18 protein-coding genes are annotated in these 15189 nt (G+C 71.3%); 6 read left to right on the forward strand and 12 right to left on the reverse strand.

The features are described 5' to 3' along the window. Positions 1-5: 5 nt before the first annotated feature. The 8 genes from ACIGW4_RS31615 to ACIGW4_RS31650 all read right to left on the reverse strand — a co-directional run bounded on the left by ACIGW4_RS31615 (position 6) and on the right by ACIGW4_RS31650 (position 4008). Positions 6-188 carry a hypothetical protein gene (locus ACIGW4_RS31615; RefSeq protein WP_399584496.1) on the reverse strand — a complete coding sequence of 61 codons (183 nt, stop codon included), beginning with the start codon at positions 186-188 and terminating at the stop codon, positions 6-8. 92 nt (positions 189-280) lie between these two features. Beyond that, positions 281-829, reverse strand: coding sequence for a GGDEF domain-containing protein (locus tag ACIGW4_RS31620; RefSeq protein ID WP_399584498.1), 549 nt, complete (start codon positions 827-829; stop codon positions 281-283). 5 nt (positions 830-834) lie between these two features. After that, positions 835-1152 carry a SpdD-like protein gene (locus ACIGW4_RS31625; protein ID WP_399584501.1) on the reverse strand — a complete coding sequence of 106 codons (318 nt, stop codon included), beginning with the start codon at positions 1150-1152 and terminating at the stop codon, positions 835-837. Positions 1153-1165: 13 nt separating this feature from the next. Continuing rightward, on the reverse strand, positions 1166-1321 hold the full coding sequence (locus tag ACIGW4_RS31630) for a hypothetical protein (RefSeq protein WP_106975866.1): 156 nt from the start codon (positions 1319-1321) through the stop codon (positions 1166-1168). A gap of 19 nt (positions 1322-1340) precedes the next feature. Next, positions 1341-1529: a mobile element transfer protein gene (locus ACIGW4_RS31635; protein WP_399584503.1), complete on the reverse strand. Its 189-nt coding sequence runs from the start codon at positions 1527-1529 to the stop codon at positions 1341-1343. A gap of 19 nt (positions 1530-1548) precedes the next feature. Next, positions 1549-2244, reverse strand: a complete 696-nt coding sequence (locus ACIGW4_RS31640) for a DUF2637 domain-containing protein (protein WP_399584506.1) — start codon at positions 2242-2244, stop codon at positions 1549-1551. 79 nt (positions 2245-2323) lie between these two features. Then, on the reverse strand, positions 2324-3673 hold the full coding sequence (locus ACIGW4_RS31645) for an FtsK/SpoIIIE domain-containing protein (RefSeq protein ID WP_399584508.1): 1350 nt from the start codon (positions 3671-3673) through the stop codon (positions 2324-2326). A gap of 2 nt (positions 3674-3675) precedes the next feature. Beyond that, the gene (locus ACIGW4_RS31650) at positions 3676-4008 is read right to left on the reverse strand and encodes a hypothetical protein (protein ID WP_399584511.1); all 333 of its coding nucleotides are present in this window, start codon (positions 4006-4008) and stop codon (positions 3676-3678) included. A gap of 154 nt (positions 4009-4162) precedes the next feature. Here ACIGW4_RS31650 and ACIGW4_RS31655 point away from each other — a divergent pair, with 154 nt between their 5' ends. Both ACIGW4_RS31655 and ACIGW4_RS31660 read left to right on the forward strand, forming a co-directional pair. Next, positions 4163-4957 carry a GntR family transcriptional regulator gene (locus ACIGW4_RS31655; protein WP_399584514.1) on the forward strand — a complete coding sequence of 265 codons (795 nt, stop codon included), beginning with the start codon at positions 4163-4165 and terminating at the stop codon, positions 4955-4957. After that, the gene (locus ACIGW4_RS31660) at positions 4954-5634 is read left to right on the forward strand and encodes a YdcF family protein (RefSeq protein ID WP_399584517.1); all 681 of its coding nucleotides are present in this window, start codon (positions 4954-4956) and stop codon (positions 5632-5634) included. Before ACIGW4_RS31655 ends, ACIGW4_RS31660 begins: the two co-directional genes overlap by 4 nt. A 44-nt stretch (positions 5635-5678) precedes the next feature. Here ACIGW4_RS31660 and ACIGW4_RS31665 read toward each other — a convergent pair whose 3' ends face one another. From ACIGW4_RS31665 to ACIGW4_RS31675, 3 genes are all read right to left on the reverse strand, one after another. Continuing rightward, positions 5679-6038, reverse strand: coding sequence for an ankyrin repeat domain-containing protein (locus ACIGW4_RS31665; RefSeq protein ID WP_399584519.1), 360 nt, complete (start codon positions 6036-6038; stop codon positions 5679-5681). A gap of 575 nt (positions 6039-6613) precedes the next feature. Then, complete coding sequence (locus tag ACIGW4_RS31670) at positions 6614-7303, reverse strand: Shedu anti-phage system protein SduA domain-containing protein (RefSeq protein WP_399584522.1); 690 nt, start codon at positions 7301-7303, stop codon at positions 6614-6616. Positions 7304-7673: 370 nt separating this feature from the next. Then, complete coding sequence (locus ACIGW4_RS31675) at positions 7674-8033, reverse strand: hypothetical protein (RefSeq protein ID WP_399584525.1); 360 nt, start codon at positions 8031-8033, stop codon at positions 7674-7676. Positions 8034-8557: 524 nt separating this feature from the next. Here ACIGW4_RS31675 and ACIGW4_RS31680 point away from each other — a divergent pair. Both ACIGW4_RS31680 and ACIGW4_RS31685 read left to right on the forward strand, forming a co-directional pair. Further along, the gene (locus ACIGW4_RS31680) at positions 8558-9991 is read left to right on the forward strand and encodes a PA14 domain-containing protein (protein ID WP_399584527.1); all 1434 of its coding nucleotides are present in this window, start codon (positions 8558-8560) and stop codon (positions 9989-9991) included. Positions 9992-10122: 131 nt separating this feature from the next. Further along, positions 10123-12216: a restriction endonuclease gene (locus ACIGW4_RS31685; RefSeq protein ID WP_185094589.1), complete on the forward strand. Its 2094-nt coding sequence runs from the start codon at positions 10123-10125 to the stop codon at positions 12214-12216. 94 nt (positions 12217-12310) lie between these two features. Here ACIGW4_RS31685 and ACIGW4_RS31690 read toward each other — a convergent pair whose 3' ends face one another. Beyond that, entirely contained in the window at positions 12311-13699 is a 1389-nt protein-coding gene (locus ACIGW4_RS31690) for an FAD-dependent oxidoreductase (protein WP_359592075.1), read from the reverse strand. Positions 13700-13799: 100 nt separating this feature from the next. On the opposite strand from ACIGW4_RS31690, the gene ACIGW4_RS31695 reads away from it, so the two are divergent. Both ACIGW4_RS31695 and ACIGW4_RS31700 read left to right on the forward strand, forming a co-directional pair. After that, positions 13800-14681, forward strand: coding sequence for an aminoglycoside phosphotransferase family protein (locus tag ACIGW4_RS31695; RefSeq protein ID WP_123454065.1), 882 nt, complete (start codon positions 13800-13802; stop codon positions 14679-14681). Positions 14682-14700: 19 nt separating this feature from the next. Next, positions 14701-15183 carry a GNAT family N-acetyltransferase gene (locus ACIGW4_RS31700; protein WP_123454066.1) on the forward strand — a complete coding sequence of 161 codons (483 nt, stop codon included), beginning with the start codon at positions 14701-14703 and terminating at the stop codon, positions 15181-15183. Positions 15184-15189: the final 6 nt, after the last annotated feature.

Raw genomic sequence — 15189 nt, forward strand, 5'->3', positions numbered from 1 at the left:
CGCGGTCACTTCCCCGCGCGGACCAGGGAGGCCGGGGCGATGCGGGTGCCGGTGCCCTGGCAGGCGGGGCAGGCGGCGGCCAGGGTGCGGCGCTGTCCGTCGGGGGTGCGGGCGCCGGTGGTGATGTGGACGACGGGGAAGCCGTCGCAGTGGGAGCAGACGCGGGCGGTCGGGGTCTGGGGCATCATGAGGTTTCCCTTTCGGGTCCGGTGGATCTGGAATGGGGTGGAAGGCGCCCGGGGCGGCGGATCTTTGGCGAGAGAGCCGCCCCGGGGGCCGCTCAGTGTGTGTTGCGCCTGCCGTGGCCCTTGGCCGCGTACATCGCCGCGTCGGCGGCCGAGAGGGCGTCGGTGAGGGACGGCACGGGCAGCTGGCCGCAGTGGCAGCAGCCGACCGAGGCCGACACCCGCAGGACGTGACCGTGGTGCTCGACCGGTTCGTCGAGGTCGATCCGCAGGGCGAAGAGGCCGGCGGTGCGGGCGGGGTCGGTGACGATGGCGGCGAACTCATCTCCGCCGAGGCGGGCGGCGATCCCGTGCCGTCCGCACCAGGCGGTGAGCCGCTGGGCGGTGGCGGTGAGGACGGCGTCGCCGGCGGCGTGGCCGTGGGTGTCGTTGACGGCCTTGAAGTCGTCCAGGTCGACCAGGAGCACGAGCGCGTTCGGGTGCTTGGCGATGAGGTGTTCGGCGCGGGTGGTCCATCCGGCGCGGGTGTGCAGGCCGGTCAGGGGGTCGCGGCGGGCGGTGGCCAGGCGGCGCGCGAGCAGTCCGCCGTGCAGGGCCCACCCGAGGGCCGGTAAGCCCGCGGCGGCGAGGGTCTGCGTGTCCACGGGGGTCACCGGCCCTTCTGCATGTCGCGGATGACCATCCGCAGGACGACCGCCACGACCGCGATCGAGGCGCCGGTGAGGGCGACGGCGAGGAGCATGGAGACCAGAACGGTACCGACGACCAGGACCACCGCACCGCCGCCGGCGGCGAGGGCGAGCGCGCTGCCCGGGGTGAGCTGGACCGTGGTCCGGGCCGGGGCGACCGGCGCCGAGGCCGGGGCGGGGGCCGGGTTGACCGGCTCGACGTCGGCGGCGGTCGGCTTGGAGAGGGGGATGGGGGTGCCGGTCGGGAGCGGGTTGACCGGGATGCGGGGCTGGAGCATGACGCGGTTCTCCCTACTTGATGGTGGTGTCGATGAGCGGGGCGAGGAGGCTGTCGGCGAGGAGGTAGCCGCCGAGGAGGAGGACGGCGACGAGCCACCAGGGCGGGCGGATGAGCTTGATGCCGAGGCCGCCGACGACGATCAGGGCGAGCCAGAGCGGAACGTCCACGAAACGGGCTCCTTCGGGTTCAGCGGGGCTGGCAGCGGTGGGTGCGGGCGGCGAGTTCGGCGGCCGGGCGGGTGTGGTAGTCGGCGGAGAAGTCGCAGCGCGGGGCGGTGCACACGGCGGTGTGCTTGGTCCGGCCCCGGCCGTCGCGGTGGGTGCCGACCTGCACCGGGCCGATACGGATCACGTCGTAGAAGCGGTTCGGACGCACGGGTCTTGCTCCTTCCTGGTCAGGCGAGCTGGAGCGCGATGGAGTCCGCGAGAGCGGCGGGCATGCCGTGCCGGGTGCGCAGCGTCTCCGCGTCGATCGGGGCAACGGTCCGGGCCCGGTGGGCGTCCGCGATCTTCTGGGCGTGCGCCAGCAGCGCGGGCGGCACCGTCACGGCGGGCGCCGAGGGGACGGGCTCCGGCCGTTCTTCCTGCGGAGCGGGTTCCGGCAGAGGCTCCTGGGCCAAGGGCACCTCAGCCGCGGGTTCGGCCGGCGGGAGCTCGGGTGCGGGTTCCGGGGTCCGTTCGACGACGAGGTCGACTGCGGGTTCGGGCTCTGGAGCGGGTTCGGGTGTGGGGTGGGGTGCGTGGGCGAGGAGGGTGCCGCCGAGGAAGGCCAGGGCGGGCCATCCGGCGACGAGGATGCGCAGCCAGGCCGGGACGTCGGTCATGTCGAGGAGTCCGGCGGTGGCGACGTTCGCGCCGAGCGAGGCGATGAGGGCGATGGCGAACCACAGCCAGGCGTCGCGGTTGGCGGTGTCGGTGCGCATCCGGCGCCAGGCGGCGACCAGCAGCAGGTCGACGGAGACCGGGTAGGCCCAGGCCTTCCAGCCGTCCTGTCCGGCCGCGGCCGCCAGGTCGTGCAGGTGGGCGAAGGACAGGGCCCCGGCGATGACGGCCTGGATGAGGACGGCGTCGGGGCGGAGGGTGCGGAGCACGAGGGTTCACCTCCTTTCGGGCATGGGTGGGGTAGGGACCTGGCGTGAGACGGTCACGCCGACCGAGGGGAAGAGAGAGCTAGGCGGTGGCCGGTGCGGGCTTGGCCAGAGGGGCCGGCTCCGGGTCCCCGACGCTCGCCGGGGTGACCGGGCGCCAGGCGGCGACGGCGGGCAGGTCCGGGGTGAGGTGCGCGTGCGCGGCGCAGATGGCGGCGGCTTCGGCGGCGGTGAGGGCGGGGGTGCGGATGCGGGACCAGCCGCCGGAGGTGTCCCCCGCGACCGCGACGCCGGGCCGGTCCGGCGGGATGGTCAGCACCGTGACCACCGCGTCCGGGGCGATGTCGCCCACGCCCATCTCGGCGGTCTGCTTGTCGTTGACCCGGTGGACGGTGCGGCCGGTGAGCTGGGCGCGCAGGGCGGTGGCGCCCTTGCCGAGGTCGGAGCCGAAGCGCTGCCCGCAGACCTCCAGGAAGATGCCGGCCGCGCGGGCCATCTGGCCGAGGCGGATGAGCTGGGTGACCATCCGGTCCCGGCGTTCCTCGTCCTTCCTCGTCGCCACGAGGAACAGCTCCGCCACCTCGTCCACCAGGACCACCACCGGCACCGGCCGCAGATGCTCGGGCAGGGCCCAGATGTCGGCCACGCCGTGCTCGCTGAGCAGGTCGAAGCGCTCTTCCATCTCCCCGACCAGCCCGTCCAGCAGGCCGTCCGCCTCCTCCGGGGTGATGGCGAGGGCGGACAGGCGGGATGCGTAGCCGCGCTGTTCGACGCCGCGCTTGCAGTCGATGCCGACCAGGGCGACCGGGAGGCGGGCCAGTCCGGCGATCAAGTTGCGCTGGTACATGGACTTGCCGGACTGGTTCGCGCCCAGGGTCAGCGCGTGCGGGACCTTGAGGTAGTCCCTCACGAACGCGGTGCCGTCCTCGCGGAGGGCGACCGGCACCGTCATCGGCCCGGACAGACGCGGGCGGGGCATCCGGACCTTCTTGAGAACGTCGTAGCCGGTCATCCGCAGCTCGACGAACCCCGGCTTCGTCTCCACCACATTCACCGAGTGGACACCCCAGGCGTGCCGCAGCCGCTCGGAGGCCGCCATCACGTCGGCGGGCTCCAGACCGGCCGGAAGCCGCAAGGTGACCCGCAGGCCGGTCGAGGTGCCCCGGAACCGGCGGACCTTCGGCGGCACGGGCTGGACGTCGGGGCGGCGGCCAACGGTGCGGACCATGAACGCCCGCAGGCGGGACGGCTGCACCGTCAGCCCACACACGTCCATCGTCGACCGGTAGGTCAGCGCGAACCGCGTCGTCGCCAGCGGCAGGCCCGCCAGCGACCAGAAGACCCGGGGTGCGCGGACCTTGGCGTAGCCGAGGCCGCCGACGGTTGTGGCGAGCGGGAGGCCGACTTCCCATAAGGTCGCGATGTCCGTCATGGTCAGACGCCCATCGGGGTCACGGCGACGGCGCGGAACGAGATGCCGTGCCGGGTCTGGCCGTTGAACGTGTTCTCCCAGTCACGGGCCTTCAGGCCGATGACCGACACCGGCATGCCCGGGGCGAGCCCGTCGGGGAGACCGGTCTCCGGGATGGTCACCTGGTAGAGGTTGCCCTCTCCCTCGTCCGAGATCAGGAGCCCGACCGTGGAGAGGCCGGCGCCGGTCTCCCGGTCCATGGCGCGCTCGCCGGTCTGCTTGTTCACGAGCTTCGGCGTGGGAGCGGTCGCGACGAACACGACGGCGGTAGAAAGGTCGATCTTGAAGGACGGCATGAGCACTCCCTACGTTGTTGGGCAGCCCGAATGGGAACTACCAGCCGCGCTGTCCTAGGACTGCGGGCGGCTGAGTAGATATTGACCCGCTGCCCTAGGACTGTCAACAGTCCTAGGACTGTGTTTGACTGGTTCTCGTTGAGAGGGGTACGAGATGGCGCCCAAATGGCGGGAGCTGGCAGACAAGCTGGCCGAGGAGATCAGGAGGGGTGACTACAAGCCGGGGCAGCGATTGCCGCAGATCAGGGACCTGGTAGACGCTGGCGAAGGCTCAAAGGCCACCGTCAACGCCGCCTACAAGGCACTGGAGGCGGAAGGCCTGGTCACCTCCACGCGCGGCCACGGAACCGTCGTACGCCAGCAAGTACCCCTCAAGCGGCTCGGCATCGCCCGGTACGACAAGGCCAAGTGGCGAGACGGCGACGAGGTGGCATTCATCGCGGACCGGGTCGCCTCAGGCCGGGCGTACCGCCGCAACGAGCAGACCCAGACGGTCAGCCGCGTCGAAGCCCCGCCGGCCGTAGCCGCGGCCCATGGCCTGGAGACCGGAGCCCCGGTCTACGCACGGGCCCGACTGGTCAAGGAAGGCGACCAGCCGACGCATACTCTGACCAGCTACTACCGCCCCGAGCACGTCGAGGGCACACGCTTGGTCGACCCCACCCCCGGCCCGGCCGGCCGAGGCGGTGGCTACCGAGTCCTGTACGACGCGGGTTACGAGATCGACCACATGAAGGAAGCACTGTTCGCCCGTACGCCCACGGCGGACGAGGTAAAGCTCCTGCAACTGCCGCCCGGTGAACCCGTGGTCGAGCTGCACCGGACGACGTACACGGCTGACGGCACCGTGGTCGAGTTCGCCATCGGCATCCATGCCGCCTCCCGCTTCGCCTGGGAGTACGACTTCAAGGTCCCCGACTCCGCGAAGGACAAGGAAGCTCAGCAGTGATCTCCACGCAGGACTGGGCCGATACTCAACGCCTCTGGGACTACCACCAGATGGGCCACACCCCCAGCCCATGCTCGGTGGCAATCGGACTCGGCAGCCACGACCTAGGGGTAGCCGACACCGCAGTCGACCTGTACCGGCGCGGCATGGCCCCCCTCCTGGTGTTCACCGGGGCGACCAGCCCGACCACACGCGACCGCATGCCCCGCGGCGAGGCCGTGCACTACCAGGAGCGAGCGATCGAACTGGGCGTCCCCGCCTCGGCGGTGATGGTGGAGCCACGGGCCCGGAACACGGGCGAGAACATCCGCTTCTCCCGCGGCCTCCTGGACGAGGCCGGCGTCGAGGTGTCCTCCGTCCTGCTGATCAGCAAGCCGTACGAGGAACGACGGTCGTACGCCACGGCACGGAAGCTGTGGCCGGAGGTCGAGATCGTCAGCGCTTCGAGCCCGATGACGCTCCGGGACTACGTCGACTCCATCGGAGACGCCCGCTTGGTCATCGACATGCTCGTGGGAGCCCTGCAGCGCCTGCTGGTCTACCCGGAGCAGGGCTTCATGATCAGCCAGCAGGTTCCCGCCGACGTGCTCGACGCGTACGACCGCCTGTCCCAGGGCGGATACGCAAGCCGCCTGCTGCGAGATGGCGAGGGCAAGGTCCTCAAGCCCACCGCCTAGGAGCTGTCCGGTCGATCATGGGGCTATTGATCGACCGGGATGCTTCAGTTCGTCTCGGTTCCGGCCGCCAGGCCGTGAAGGGTGGTGAAGCGGTCCAGCAGCCGGGTCGCCATGTCGTGGCCGAGGCTGCGGGCCCAGTCGTAGGCAGCTTCGCCGTTGACGGCGAGGTGTGGATCGGCGCCGTACGCCAGGAGGATCGCGGTAAGTGCGCTGTCGATCGGCTCCCCCGACTGGGCAGCGACATCCGCTTCGGTTTCGATGGCGTGCATCAGCAGAGTCATCTGGCAGCAGACCTCGTCAACGTCGGCTCCCTCGTCGAGGATGCGCGTGAGCGTGGTGTGGTCGCTCGATTCCACTGCTTGGTGAGCGGGCGTCCAGGGGTTCTCAATCTCCAGGGCATCCACCCAGGGCATTCTGCCCGATGGAACGCGACCATGATCGGCCGGACAGTTCCTAGTAGGTGCAGCCGAAGCAGCTGTTACAGATTTCTCTACCTCATCAAGGCACCCGCCGCGCACGGCGCGGCGCGCGCGGCCCGTCGCCCGGGCCTGCGCTCCTGTCTGCGCCCCGCTCCAGCCCGGGCGCCGTCCGCACGCCTGACAGCTCGGGTTGATGGGTGACGAACCACGATGCGGCCGAGGCGGCACGCGAGTGCGGCTCAGGGCAATGCCTCCGGCGGGGGCACTCAGGCTCCGGGATGGCGGGGGCCCGTACGCGGGTGCCGGCCGTGGGGTGTGGCGGTGGGGGACTCCCATCCCGTCTGCCGTCGACCCAGGCAGAGCCGAGCAGACACGGCACCGGGCGTCCAGGTCGTTCGTACAGTGGCGCGCTCCACCTGGACGCCCGGCACCGCGCCTGCTCCACGGTGTATGGGTCGACGGCAGACGGGATGGGAGCTGGGGTGAGTAGTGGCTAGGGGTATCTCATGGAGCCCGAGCCGTTACCCGAATAGAGGGTTTGCGGATCGGGAAGGGTGAGATCACCTGCCGTAGAGTTCACATTCTTCGCAGCTCTCAACCGTCGCCACGTGGAGCGGAATCAACTTGCGGGCCTCCTCCAGAAGCCAGTCATAGGTGTGCACTTCAATTCGATCATTCCATGCGATATCGCGCCGACGGCGCTGGTCTTCCTCCCGGAACACTCGGCGTCTAGCAATGAAGACCATTCCGTCAATTCTGGGCGTCACTCCCACGAGGCCGCAACCGCCATCGCGAGGGCTATTTCGTGCCGTTTGCAGGTTGTTCTCGATCCAGTACCGCCAGTCTTTGACCTGCTGAATCCCTTCCCGCAGCTTCTCCCCGGGGGTCCCGTCACCCTTGGTGAACAGCCTATCCACAGCAGGGCTTTCGAGTTCGATAGCTACCCATCTCAGTCCACCGCTATCGATCCTCGCGACCATAAAGTCAGGCTCCAGACGGCCGCCGAGCTGAGGCTTGGGAATCACCCACCTGCACCCTGCCCCGAGCTGCTGGACAAGCATTTCAGGATGCCGAGTAAGGAACTCCTGAAGGGGCTTTTCTTCCTTTGCGGAAGAAAGTATATCCTCGAATTCGCTGATCGTCTCAGCGGTTGGATAGTCGCGCACTTCGCAGATCTTTTTGTTTCCGTTACGGGCTAACTCCTGCGTAGCCTGCACCAGATACTGCTCGTACTCATTAAGCTCGTCCATAGCCTAATGCTGCCCTACCGCTGGACTCAGGGGGGCGGCTTTGGGCGGAAAGCTCGCGCGGCCGGCGCTGGCAGGGCACTCTTGGCCATCGGCGGAGCCTGGCCGTCGGTTGGGTCCCAGGCTTGCACCGGGCCGCCCCCGGACAGAGCCAGGGATGCAGCTGCACTACAGAGCTGGACACCCCGGAAGCCGACCGCGCGCACGTGGACGCTATCCCGAGGCACTGACAGACACCGGCGAGGGCCGTGCCACATCCGTGCCAGATCGTGCGGGGAACCACGGGGAACGAGGGGCGTGTTCGGGCTCTGGGGTGTTGATCAGCTGCCGCAGCATCTGTGCAGGTCAGGCGTGGTCCCGCCCTCCCGCTCTCCTAAAGCGGTGGCTTGTTTGCAGCTAGCGGCAGGGTCCAGCTCGCGCAGGCCACCAGCGCGCTGCCGTCCTCGGTAAGGAACAGCAGGGTGAATCGTGTCCGATTCTCAGGATCGATCAGTGCGGTGCGCACGGGCCGGTCGTACTCCCTGATGAGCTGAACCGCTCGTGCCAGCCCAAGGGGTTCGAATCCGCGCATCCGCATCCGCTGAAGTCGGTGACTGAAGACTCCGGCATGTGCATCAGTGGCTTGTACTCGCTCTTGCACCGAGTAGGGGGCGCCGCGGCGTAGGGCGGCCAGAGCTATTGCGGACGCCTCGTCATCGCCGGTCAGCAGCGCTTCCAGCACATGCCGTTCCATGGTCAACCCCATTTGGATCGTGCGGTACAGCAGCTAGGTACCGCAACCCTAGTGACCGCCCCCGCGCGGTAGCGTCCCTAAAGGCCCACCTAGCGGCCGATATGACCCCCGCTGACCGATCCCGCTAGAGCTACGGATCAAAGAGCCTCTGACATCCACCGCTGACATCAACGACGCTGTACGGGAGCGCACACGAGCGTCCTCGTGCGGCAACAGTGTCGGCGGGCAGGACGGCAGTCGTGGGCTTCCGATCGAACTTGTAAAGCGGGGGTCGTCGGTTCGAACCCGACAGGGGGGCTCAAGGCGAAGGGCCGGCGCAGGGGCGTGATTCCCCTGAGCCGGCCCTTTCGCGTGATCACGGTTGCGCTGTGTCCCCTTCGTTCCGGTTTAGGGCGAAAAGCACGATTCCGCGGGTTCGGTGTGTTCCTTCCGTGCCCGAGCGGGCGGCAGGTCGGGGGCAACCTTCGGGGTGGGTCGGGAGTCTTCGTGCTGAGCGTTCTCTCTGTCCTGCCCGAAGGGTTTCCGTGTCCTCGAAGAGTCTCGTCGCCGCTCTCGGCGGTGGCGTCATGTCCGCCGTCGTCCTCGGCGGTCTGGTGGTCGTCGCCCCGCAGGCGGCCGCCGCCGGTGTCGTCTGCCCCACCAACGTCCCCATGCGGACCTTCTACAACAACGCCTCGTTCTCCGGGACGCCCGTGAAGACCGACTGCGACGCCACCGTCGCCGAGAGCTGGGCGGGCAGCCCGGGCGCCGGCGTGGCCGCGAACAACTTCGGTGTCCGCTGGTGGGTGTCCCGCGACTTCGGCTCCGGCGGGCCCTTCACGTTCGCCGTGTCCGCCACCGACGGAGTCCGCGTCTACCTGGACGGCGTCCGCAAGATCGACCTGTGGGCGAACACCGGGGACACCGCGCGCTCCCGGAGCGTCAACCTCACCGTGCCCTCCGGTCGGCACACCGTCCGCGTCGACCACGTGAACTGGAGCGGCGCCGCCAAGGTCAACTTCTCCTACGCGCCCCGGACCTCGGCCACGTACGACAAGGTGAAGCCGCTCGCCCCCACCGGCGTGGCGACCGCCTACAACACCACCTCCCGCCGGACGACCGTCTCCTGGGCGGGCAACAAGGAGATGGACCTCGCCGGGTACTCCCTGCACCGGCGCGCCGTCGGCTCCAGCACCTGGACGACCGTCACCGCCTCCACCACCGCGCGCAGCTTCACCGACCCCCTGGTGAACCCCGACGACCGCACGCCCTACTACTACGAGGTGCGCGCCAGGGACAAGGCGGGCAACACCTCGGCCGGCAGCGCGGACGTCATCGTGCGCCCGCTGCCCGTCGTCACCTCCCTGACCGGCACCTTCGACAAGGCGACCCGCAAGGTCACCCTGAAGTGGCCCCTCAACACCGAGGCGCACTTCGACCACTACACGGTCCTGAGCAACGACAAGGTCGACGGCTCCTACGCCTGGGTCCCCCTCGGCACCACCAAGGGCAACACCTGGACCACCGCCCCCGTCGCCGCCGACGGCGAGACCCGTCACTACCGCGTCCTCGTCACCAACGACGGCGGCACCACCACGTACAACCCGAACTGGCTCGACGCCACCGCGCTCAACGAGCTGTGGCTCGAGATTCCCGACGGCATCGCCCCCGCCTCCGCCCCGGACCTGTCCCTGGGCTCCTGCGCCGGCGGCGTGCGGGCCACCGCCACCGACTGGACCCCCGCCCCGATCCGCGACTTCTCCGGCTTCGAGATCACGCGCCGCGCGGCGGGGGCGTCCACCTGGTCGGTCGTCCTGCACGAGGGGTACGACCCGCGCCTCGACCCGGCCGAGGCCACCGTCTGCGTCCCGCAGGCCGCCGACGGCGTCGCCTACGAGTACCGGGCCAGCACCTACGACGAGGCCGGGAACCACTCCCCGTACAGCGAGAGCCGCACCGCGACGCTGCCGCTCGGCTGACCCCCGACGGGCCGGGGCACGACGTCGGGGGCACTCCGGCGTTCTCGTGCCCCGGCCCGCCGCCGTCAGGGACACTTGTGCGACACGGGGGGCGTGCGTGCAGGTGTCGGGGTCGTGGGAGGGGTGCGCGGATGAGTCGGCGTTCCGGCGGGCTGATCGGGGTGTGGGCCGAGCAGCAACGGGTGGCGCAGCGGCAGCGGGAGGGGCAGCACCAGGCGGTGCTGCGGCAGCAGCGGGAGGCCGAGCGGGCGCAGCGGGCGTACGAGCGGGACGTCGCCCGCATGCAGCGGGAGCAGCGGGCCGCCTACCGGCAGCAGCGGGACGCCGACGCCCTGCGGCGCACCCGCGAGTTGGACGAGCGGGTCGCCCTCCTGGAGGGGCTGCTCGCGGCCGGCTGCCGCGCGCCCGCCTTCTCCGTGGAGTCCCTGCGCCGCGCCGAGGACGTCGAGCCCTTCTCGCCCGGCCCGCTCGCCGAGCCCGTCGCCATGCCCGATCAGCGCTTCTACCAGCCGCAGGCCGCCTGGACGCCCTCCGGGCGCGCCCAGGCCGAGCGGGACGCGCGGGCCCGGTTCGAGCGCGACTGGTACGCGGCACAGGCCGCCGAGGCGCGGAGGGTCGAGCAACTCGCCGCGTACCGAAGGGAGTACGACGCCTGGGCGGCCGCCCGTATCGCCGAGATACGCGCCCACAACAGCGGGATCGACGGGACCGGCGAGGCCCTGCGGAGCGGGGATGCCGGCACGGTCGTCGAGTACTTCTCCGCCGTGCTGTTCGCGTCGACCGCCTGGCCCGAGGGGTTCCCCCGCGAGGTGTCGGCCGCCTACGACCGGGCCGGGCGCGGCCTCGTCCTCGACTGGGACCTGCCCGGGTACGAGGTGGTCCCGGAGGCCAAGGGCGTCAAGTACCTGCCGAGCACCGACCAGGAGAAGGAGGTCCCGCGGCCGGTGACGCAGCGGCGGGCGCTGTACCGGGACGTGCTGGCGCAGAGCGTGCTGCTCGCGGTGCGGGAGCTGTTCGCCGCGGATCGCTTCGGGGCGCTCGACGCGGTGGCGCTGAACGGGTACGTGAGCGGGGTGGACCCGGCGACGGGCCTGGACGCCCGGGTGTGCGTGGCGTCCGCGGTCGTGGAACGGCAGGCCTTCGAGCGGCTGAACCTGGAGCTGGTGGCGGCCGTGGAGTGCCTGACGGGGGCGCTCGGCGGCCGTCTGTCGGCGAAGCCCGACGAGCGGGTGGCGGTGGAGCCGCTGAGGGTTCCGGACCAGGTCGGGTCGGACGTGGTGGTCCAGGGGGACGGCGAGGAACCGGACCTGCTCGCCATGGACCCGATCGCCTTCGAGGGGCTCGTGGCCGAACTGTTCCGGGCCCGGGGGCTCCAGGCGGTGACCACGCAGCGGTCGGGCGACGGCGGGGTCGACGTGGAGGCGCTCGATCCCGATCCGATCAGCGGCGGGTCGATCGTGGTGCAGGTGAAGCGGTACCGGAACACCGTGCCGCCGAGCGCCGTACGGGATCTGTTCGGGACCGTGCAGGACAAGGGGGCCAACAAGGGCGTCCTCGTCACGACGTCGAAGTTCGGGCCCGGCTCGTACACCTTCGCCAACGGCAAGCCGCTGACCCTGATCTCGGGGACCGAGCTGGTCGAGCTGCTGCACCGGCACGGTCTGCGGGGCCGGTTGGGCGGGCCGGCCCCGGCCGCCGCCCCGGCCGTGGCGCCCGTGTCCCCTCCCGCCGAGGCCGCCGAGGACTTCAACCTGCTCGGGATGGTGTGGTCGGGGTCCGCCGCCCTCGACGTCTGCGCGCTGGTCTGCGCCGGGAACCGGGTCCTCGGCGACGAGTGGTTCGTCTTCTTCAACAACCCCGCCACGCCCGACGGTTCGGTCGCCATGGTGGCGGCCGCGCCCGGCGACCGCGCGGCCGTGCGGGTCGGCTTCGACGCGCTGCCCGCGCGGGCGGACCGGCTGGTCCTGGTGGCGGCCGTGGACCCGGAGGTGAACCCCGACGCGGATCTGGGCGGCTTCACGGAGGCCGGGATCCGGCTGCGGGACGACGCGGGCGCCGAGCTCGACCGGCTGGAGGTGTCCGACGGGCGGCCGGGGGAGAAGGCGCTCGTCCTCGGCTCGTTCCGGCGGCGGGCCGGCGGGGACTGGGACTTCGTCCTCGGCGGGAAGGGGTACCGGGGCGGGCTCGAGGAGCTCGTGGGGGACTTCGGCATCGAGGTGGAGTAGCCGGGTCGGTTCGTTGGTTCTGGGCCGGTCGGGCGGGTGCCGGGTCGGGTCGTCGGGCGGGGCGCGTGGTGTGCGTTCCCGCCCGACGTGTTCCTCAGCGGCCGCTCAGGCGGTTCGCCAGGACCGCCACCCGGTCCGTGGCCGCCGTGCGGCCCGTCGTCTCGCGGCGGTCCGCGCCCCGGAAGGCGGCGTACATGGTCTGGACGCCGAGCCAGCGCAGCGGCTCCGGCTCCCACTTGCGGACCTTGTGGTTCACCCAGGGGAGGGCGGTCAGGTCCGTGGGGCCCGACTGGCCCGAGTCCTCCTTGATCAGGTCGCGGAGGGTACGGGCCGCGAGGTTGGCGGTGGCGACGCCGGAGCCGACGTAGCCGCCGGCCCAGCCGAGGCCGGTGGAGCGGTCGAGGGTGACGGTGGCGCACCAGTCGCGGGGGACGCCGAGGACGCCGGACCAGGCGTGGTCGATCCGTACGCCGGCGAGCTGCGGGAAGAAGCGGATCAGGATCTCGCGGAGCGCCTCGACGGTCTGGGGCTGGGTGCGGCCGTCGTTGTCGGTCTTCGAGCCGAAGCGGTACGGGACGCCCCGGCCGCCGAGCGCGATGCGGCCGTCGGCGGTGCGCTGCGCGTACATGTAGGCGTGGGCCATGTCGCCGAGGGTCTCGCGGCCGTCCCAGCCGATGGACTCCCACTGGGCGTCGGTGAGGGGCTCGGTGGCGATCATCGAGGAGTTCATGGGGAGCCAGGTGCGGCGCTGGCCGGTGAGGGAGGCGGTGAAGCCCTCGGTGCAGCGCAGGACGTAGGGGGCGCGGACGGTGCCGTACGGGGTGATCGCGTGCTTCGGCTTGATCTCGGTGACGGGGGTCGACTCGTGGATCGTGACGCCGAGCGCCTCGACGGCCGCCGCGAGGCCCTGGACGAGCTTGACCGGGTGGAGGCGGGCGCCGTGCGGGGTCCAGGAGGAGCCGACGGCGCCGGCGACGCGGACGCGTCCGGCGGTCTCGCGGGCGCCGTACAGCTCGCGGTCGGTCTCGCCGAAGGCCAGCTCGGCGGCGTGGAAGGCCTTGAGGCGGGCGAGCTGGGCGGGGGAGAGGGCCACCTCCAGGACGCCGCCGCGGTGCTGGTCGGCGTCGATCTTCTCGGCGTCGCAGACGTCGAGGACCTCGGTGACGGTGGCGTTCATGGCCTGCTGGAGGCGGACGGCCGCCTCGTGGCCGTGCAGCTTGGCGTAGCGGTCGCGGCCGGCGATGCCGTTGTAGAGCCAGCCGCCGTTGCGGCCGGAGGCGCCGTAGCCGCAGAACTTGGCTTCGAGGACGGTGATGTTGAGGAAGGGGACGGCCTTCTTGAGGTAGTAGGCGGTCCACAGTCCCGTGTACCCGCCGCCGACGACGCAGACGTCGGCGGCGGTGTCGCCGGGGAGCGGTTCGCGGGGGGCGGGGGCGCCCTCCTGCGCGTACCAGAACGATATTCCGCCGTTGACCGTGCTCATGTGTATCCCTCTTCCGGGTGCGTGGGCGGGAGGTTACCGGTGGCGCGGGTTCCGTGGATACGGGATCGATCGGCGGGCGTTCGGTGTCTAGGCTCGTCGGATGATCCACGTACCGGAGGAACTGGCCCGTTCGCAGGTGAAGTACAACGGCGAGGCCGGGCGGCTGTTCGTCGACGGGCTGCCCGAGCGGGCCGAGGAGTTCCTGGGGCGGTGGGGGCTGCGGGTCACCGGGCCCTCGATGCACGGGGTGGCCTCGCTGGTGCTGCCGGTGGAGCGGGACGGTGTGCGGGCCGCCCTCAAGATGCAGATCCTCGACGAGGAGACGGAGGGGGAGCCCGTCGGCCTGCGCGTCTGGGACGGGGCGGGGGCGGTGCGGCTCCTCGACCACGACGCCGCGACCGGGACGATGCTCCTGGAACGGCTCGACGAGGCCAGGCCGCTGTCCACGGTCGCGGACACCCGCGAGGCGCTCGGGATCGCCGCGGACCTCCTCGCCCGGCTCGTCGCCGTCCCCGCCCCGGAGGGGCTGCGGACGCTCGCGGACATCGCCGCCGGGATGCTCGCCGAGGTCCCGGAGGCGACGGCCCGGCTCGGCGCGGACGACGCGGCGGTGCTGCGGGACTGCGCGGCGGCCGTACGGGAGGTGGCGGGCGAGCCGGGGGACCGGCTGCTCCACTGGGACCTGCACTTCGGGAACGTCCTGGCGGGCGAGCGGGAACCCTGGCTGGCCATCGACCCGAAGCCGCTGGCGGGGGACCCGGGCTTCGACCTGCTCCCGGCCCTCATGGACCGCTTCGACCCTGACGAGGCGCTGTGGCGGTTCGACCTGCTCGCCGAGGTCGTCGGGGACCGGCGCCGCGCCGCGGCCTGGACGTTGGGCCGGGTCCTGCAGAACGGCCTGTGGGACGTCGAGGACGGCGAGCCCGGCCTCGACCCCGAGCAGGTCGCCCTCGCGCGGATCCTGCTGGCCAGAAGGGCCTGACCCGGGGCAGGCTGGGCCCATGATCCGTACAGCCACGCCCGACGACGTCCCCGTCATCCACGCCCTGATCCGCGACCTCGCCGCGTACGAGAAGGCCCTCGACGAGGTCCGCACGACTCCCGAGCAGCTCCACGAGGCCCTGTTCGGCGAACGGCCCGCCGCCTTCGCGCACATCGCCGAGACGGAGACGGGCGAGGCGGTGGGCTTCGCGCTCTGGTTCCTCAACTTCTCGACCTGGCGCGGGGTCCACGGCATCTACCTGGAGGACCTGTACGTCCGCCCGGAGGCCCGCGGCGGCGGCCACGGCAAGGCCCTGCTGCGCGAACTGGCCCGCATCTGCGTCGAGCGCGGCTACGAGCGCCTGGAGTGGTCGGTCCTGAACTGGAACAAGCCCTCGATCGACTTCTACGAGTCCCTGGGCGCCCGTCCGCAGGACGAGTGGACGGTCTACCGGCTGACGGACGGGGCCCTGGCGGAACTGGGGAGCGGAGCGACGGTGTAGGAAGGG

The organism is Streptomyces sp. NPDC053513, assembly GCF_044544765.1.
GTDB classification, from domain to species: Bacteria; Actinomycetota; Actinomycetes; order Streptomycetales; family Streptomycetaceae; genus Streptomyces; species Streptomyces litmocidini.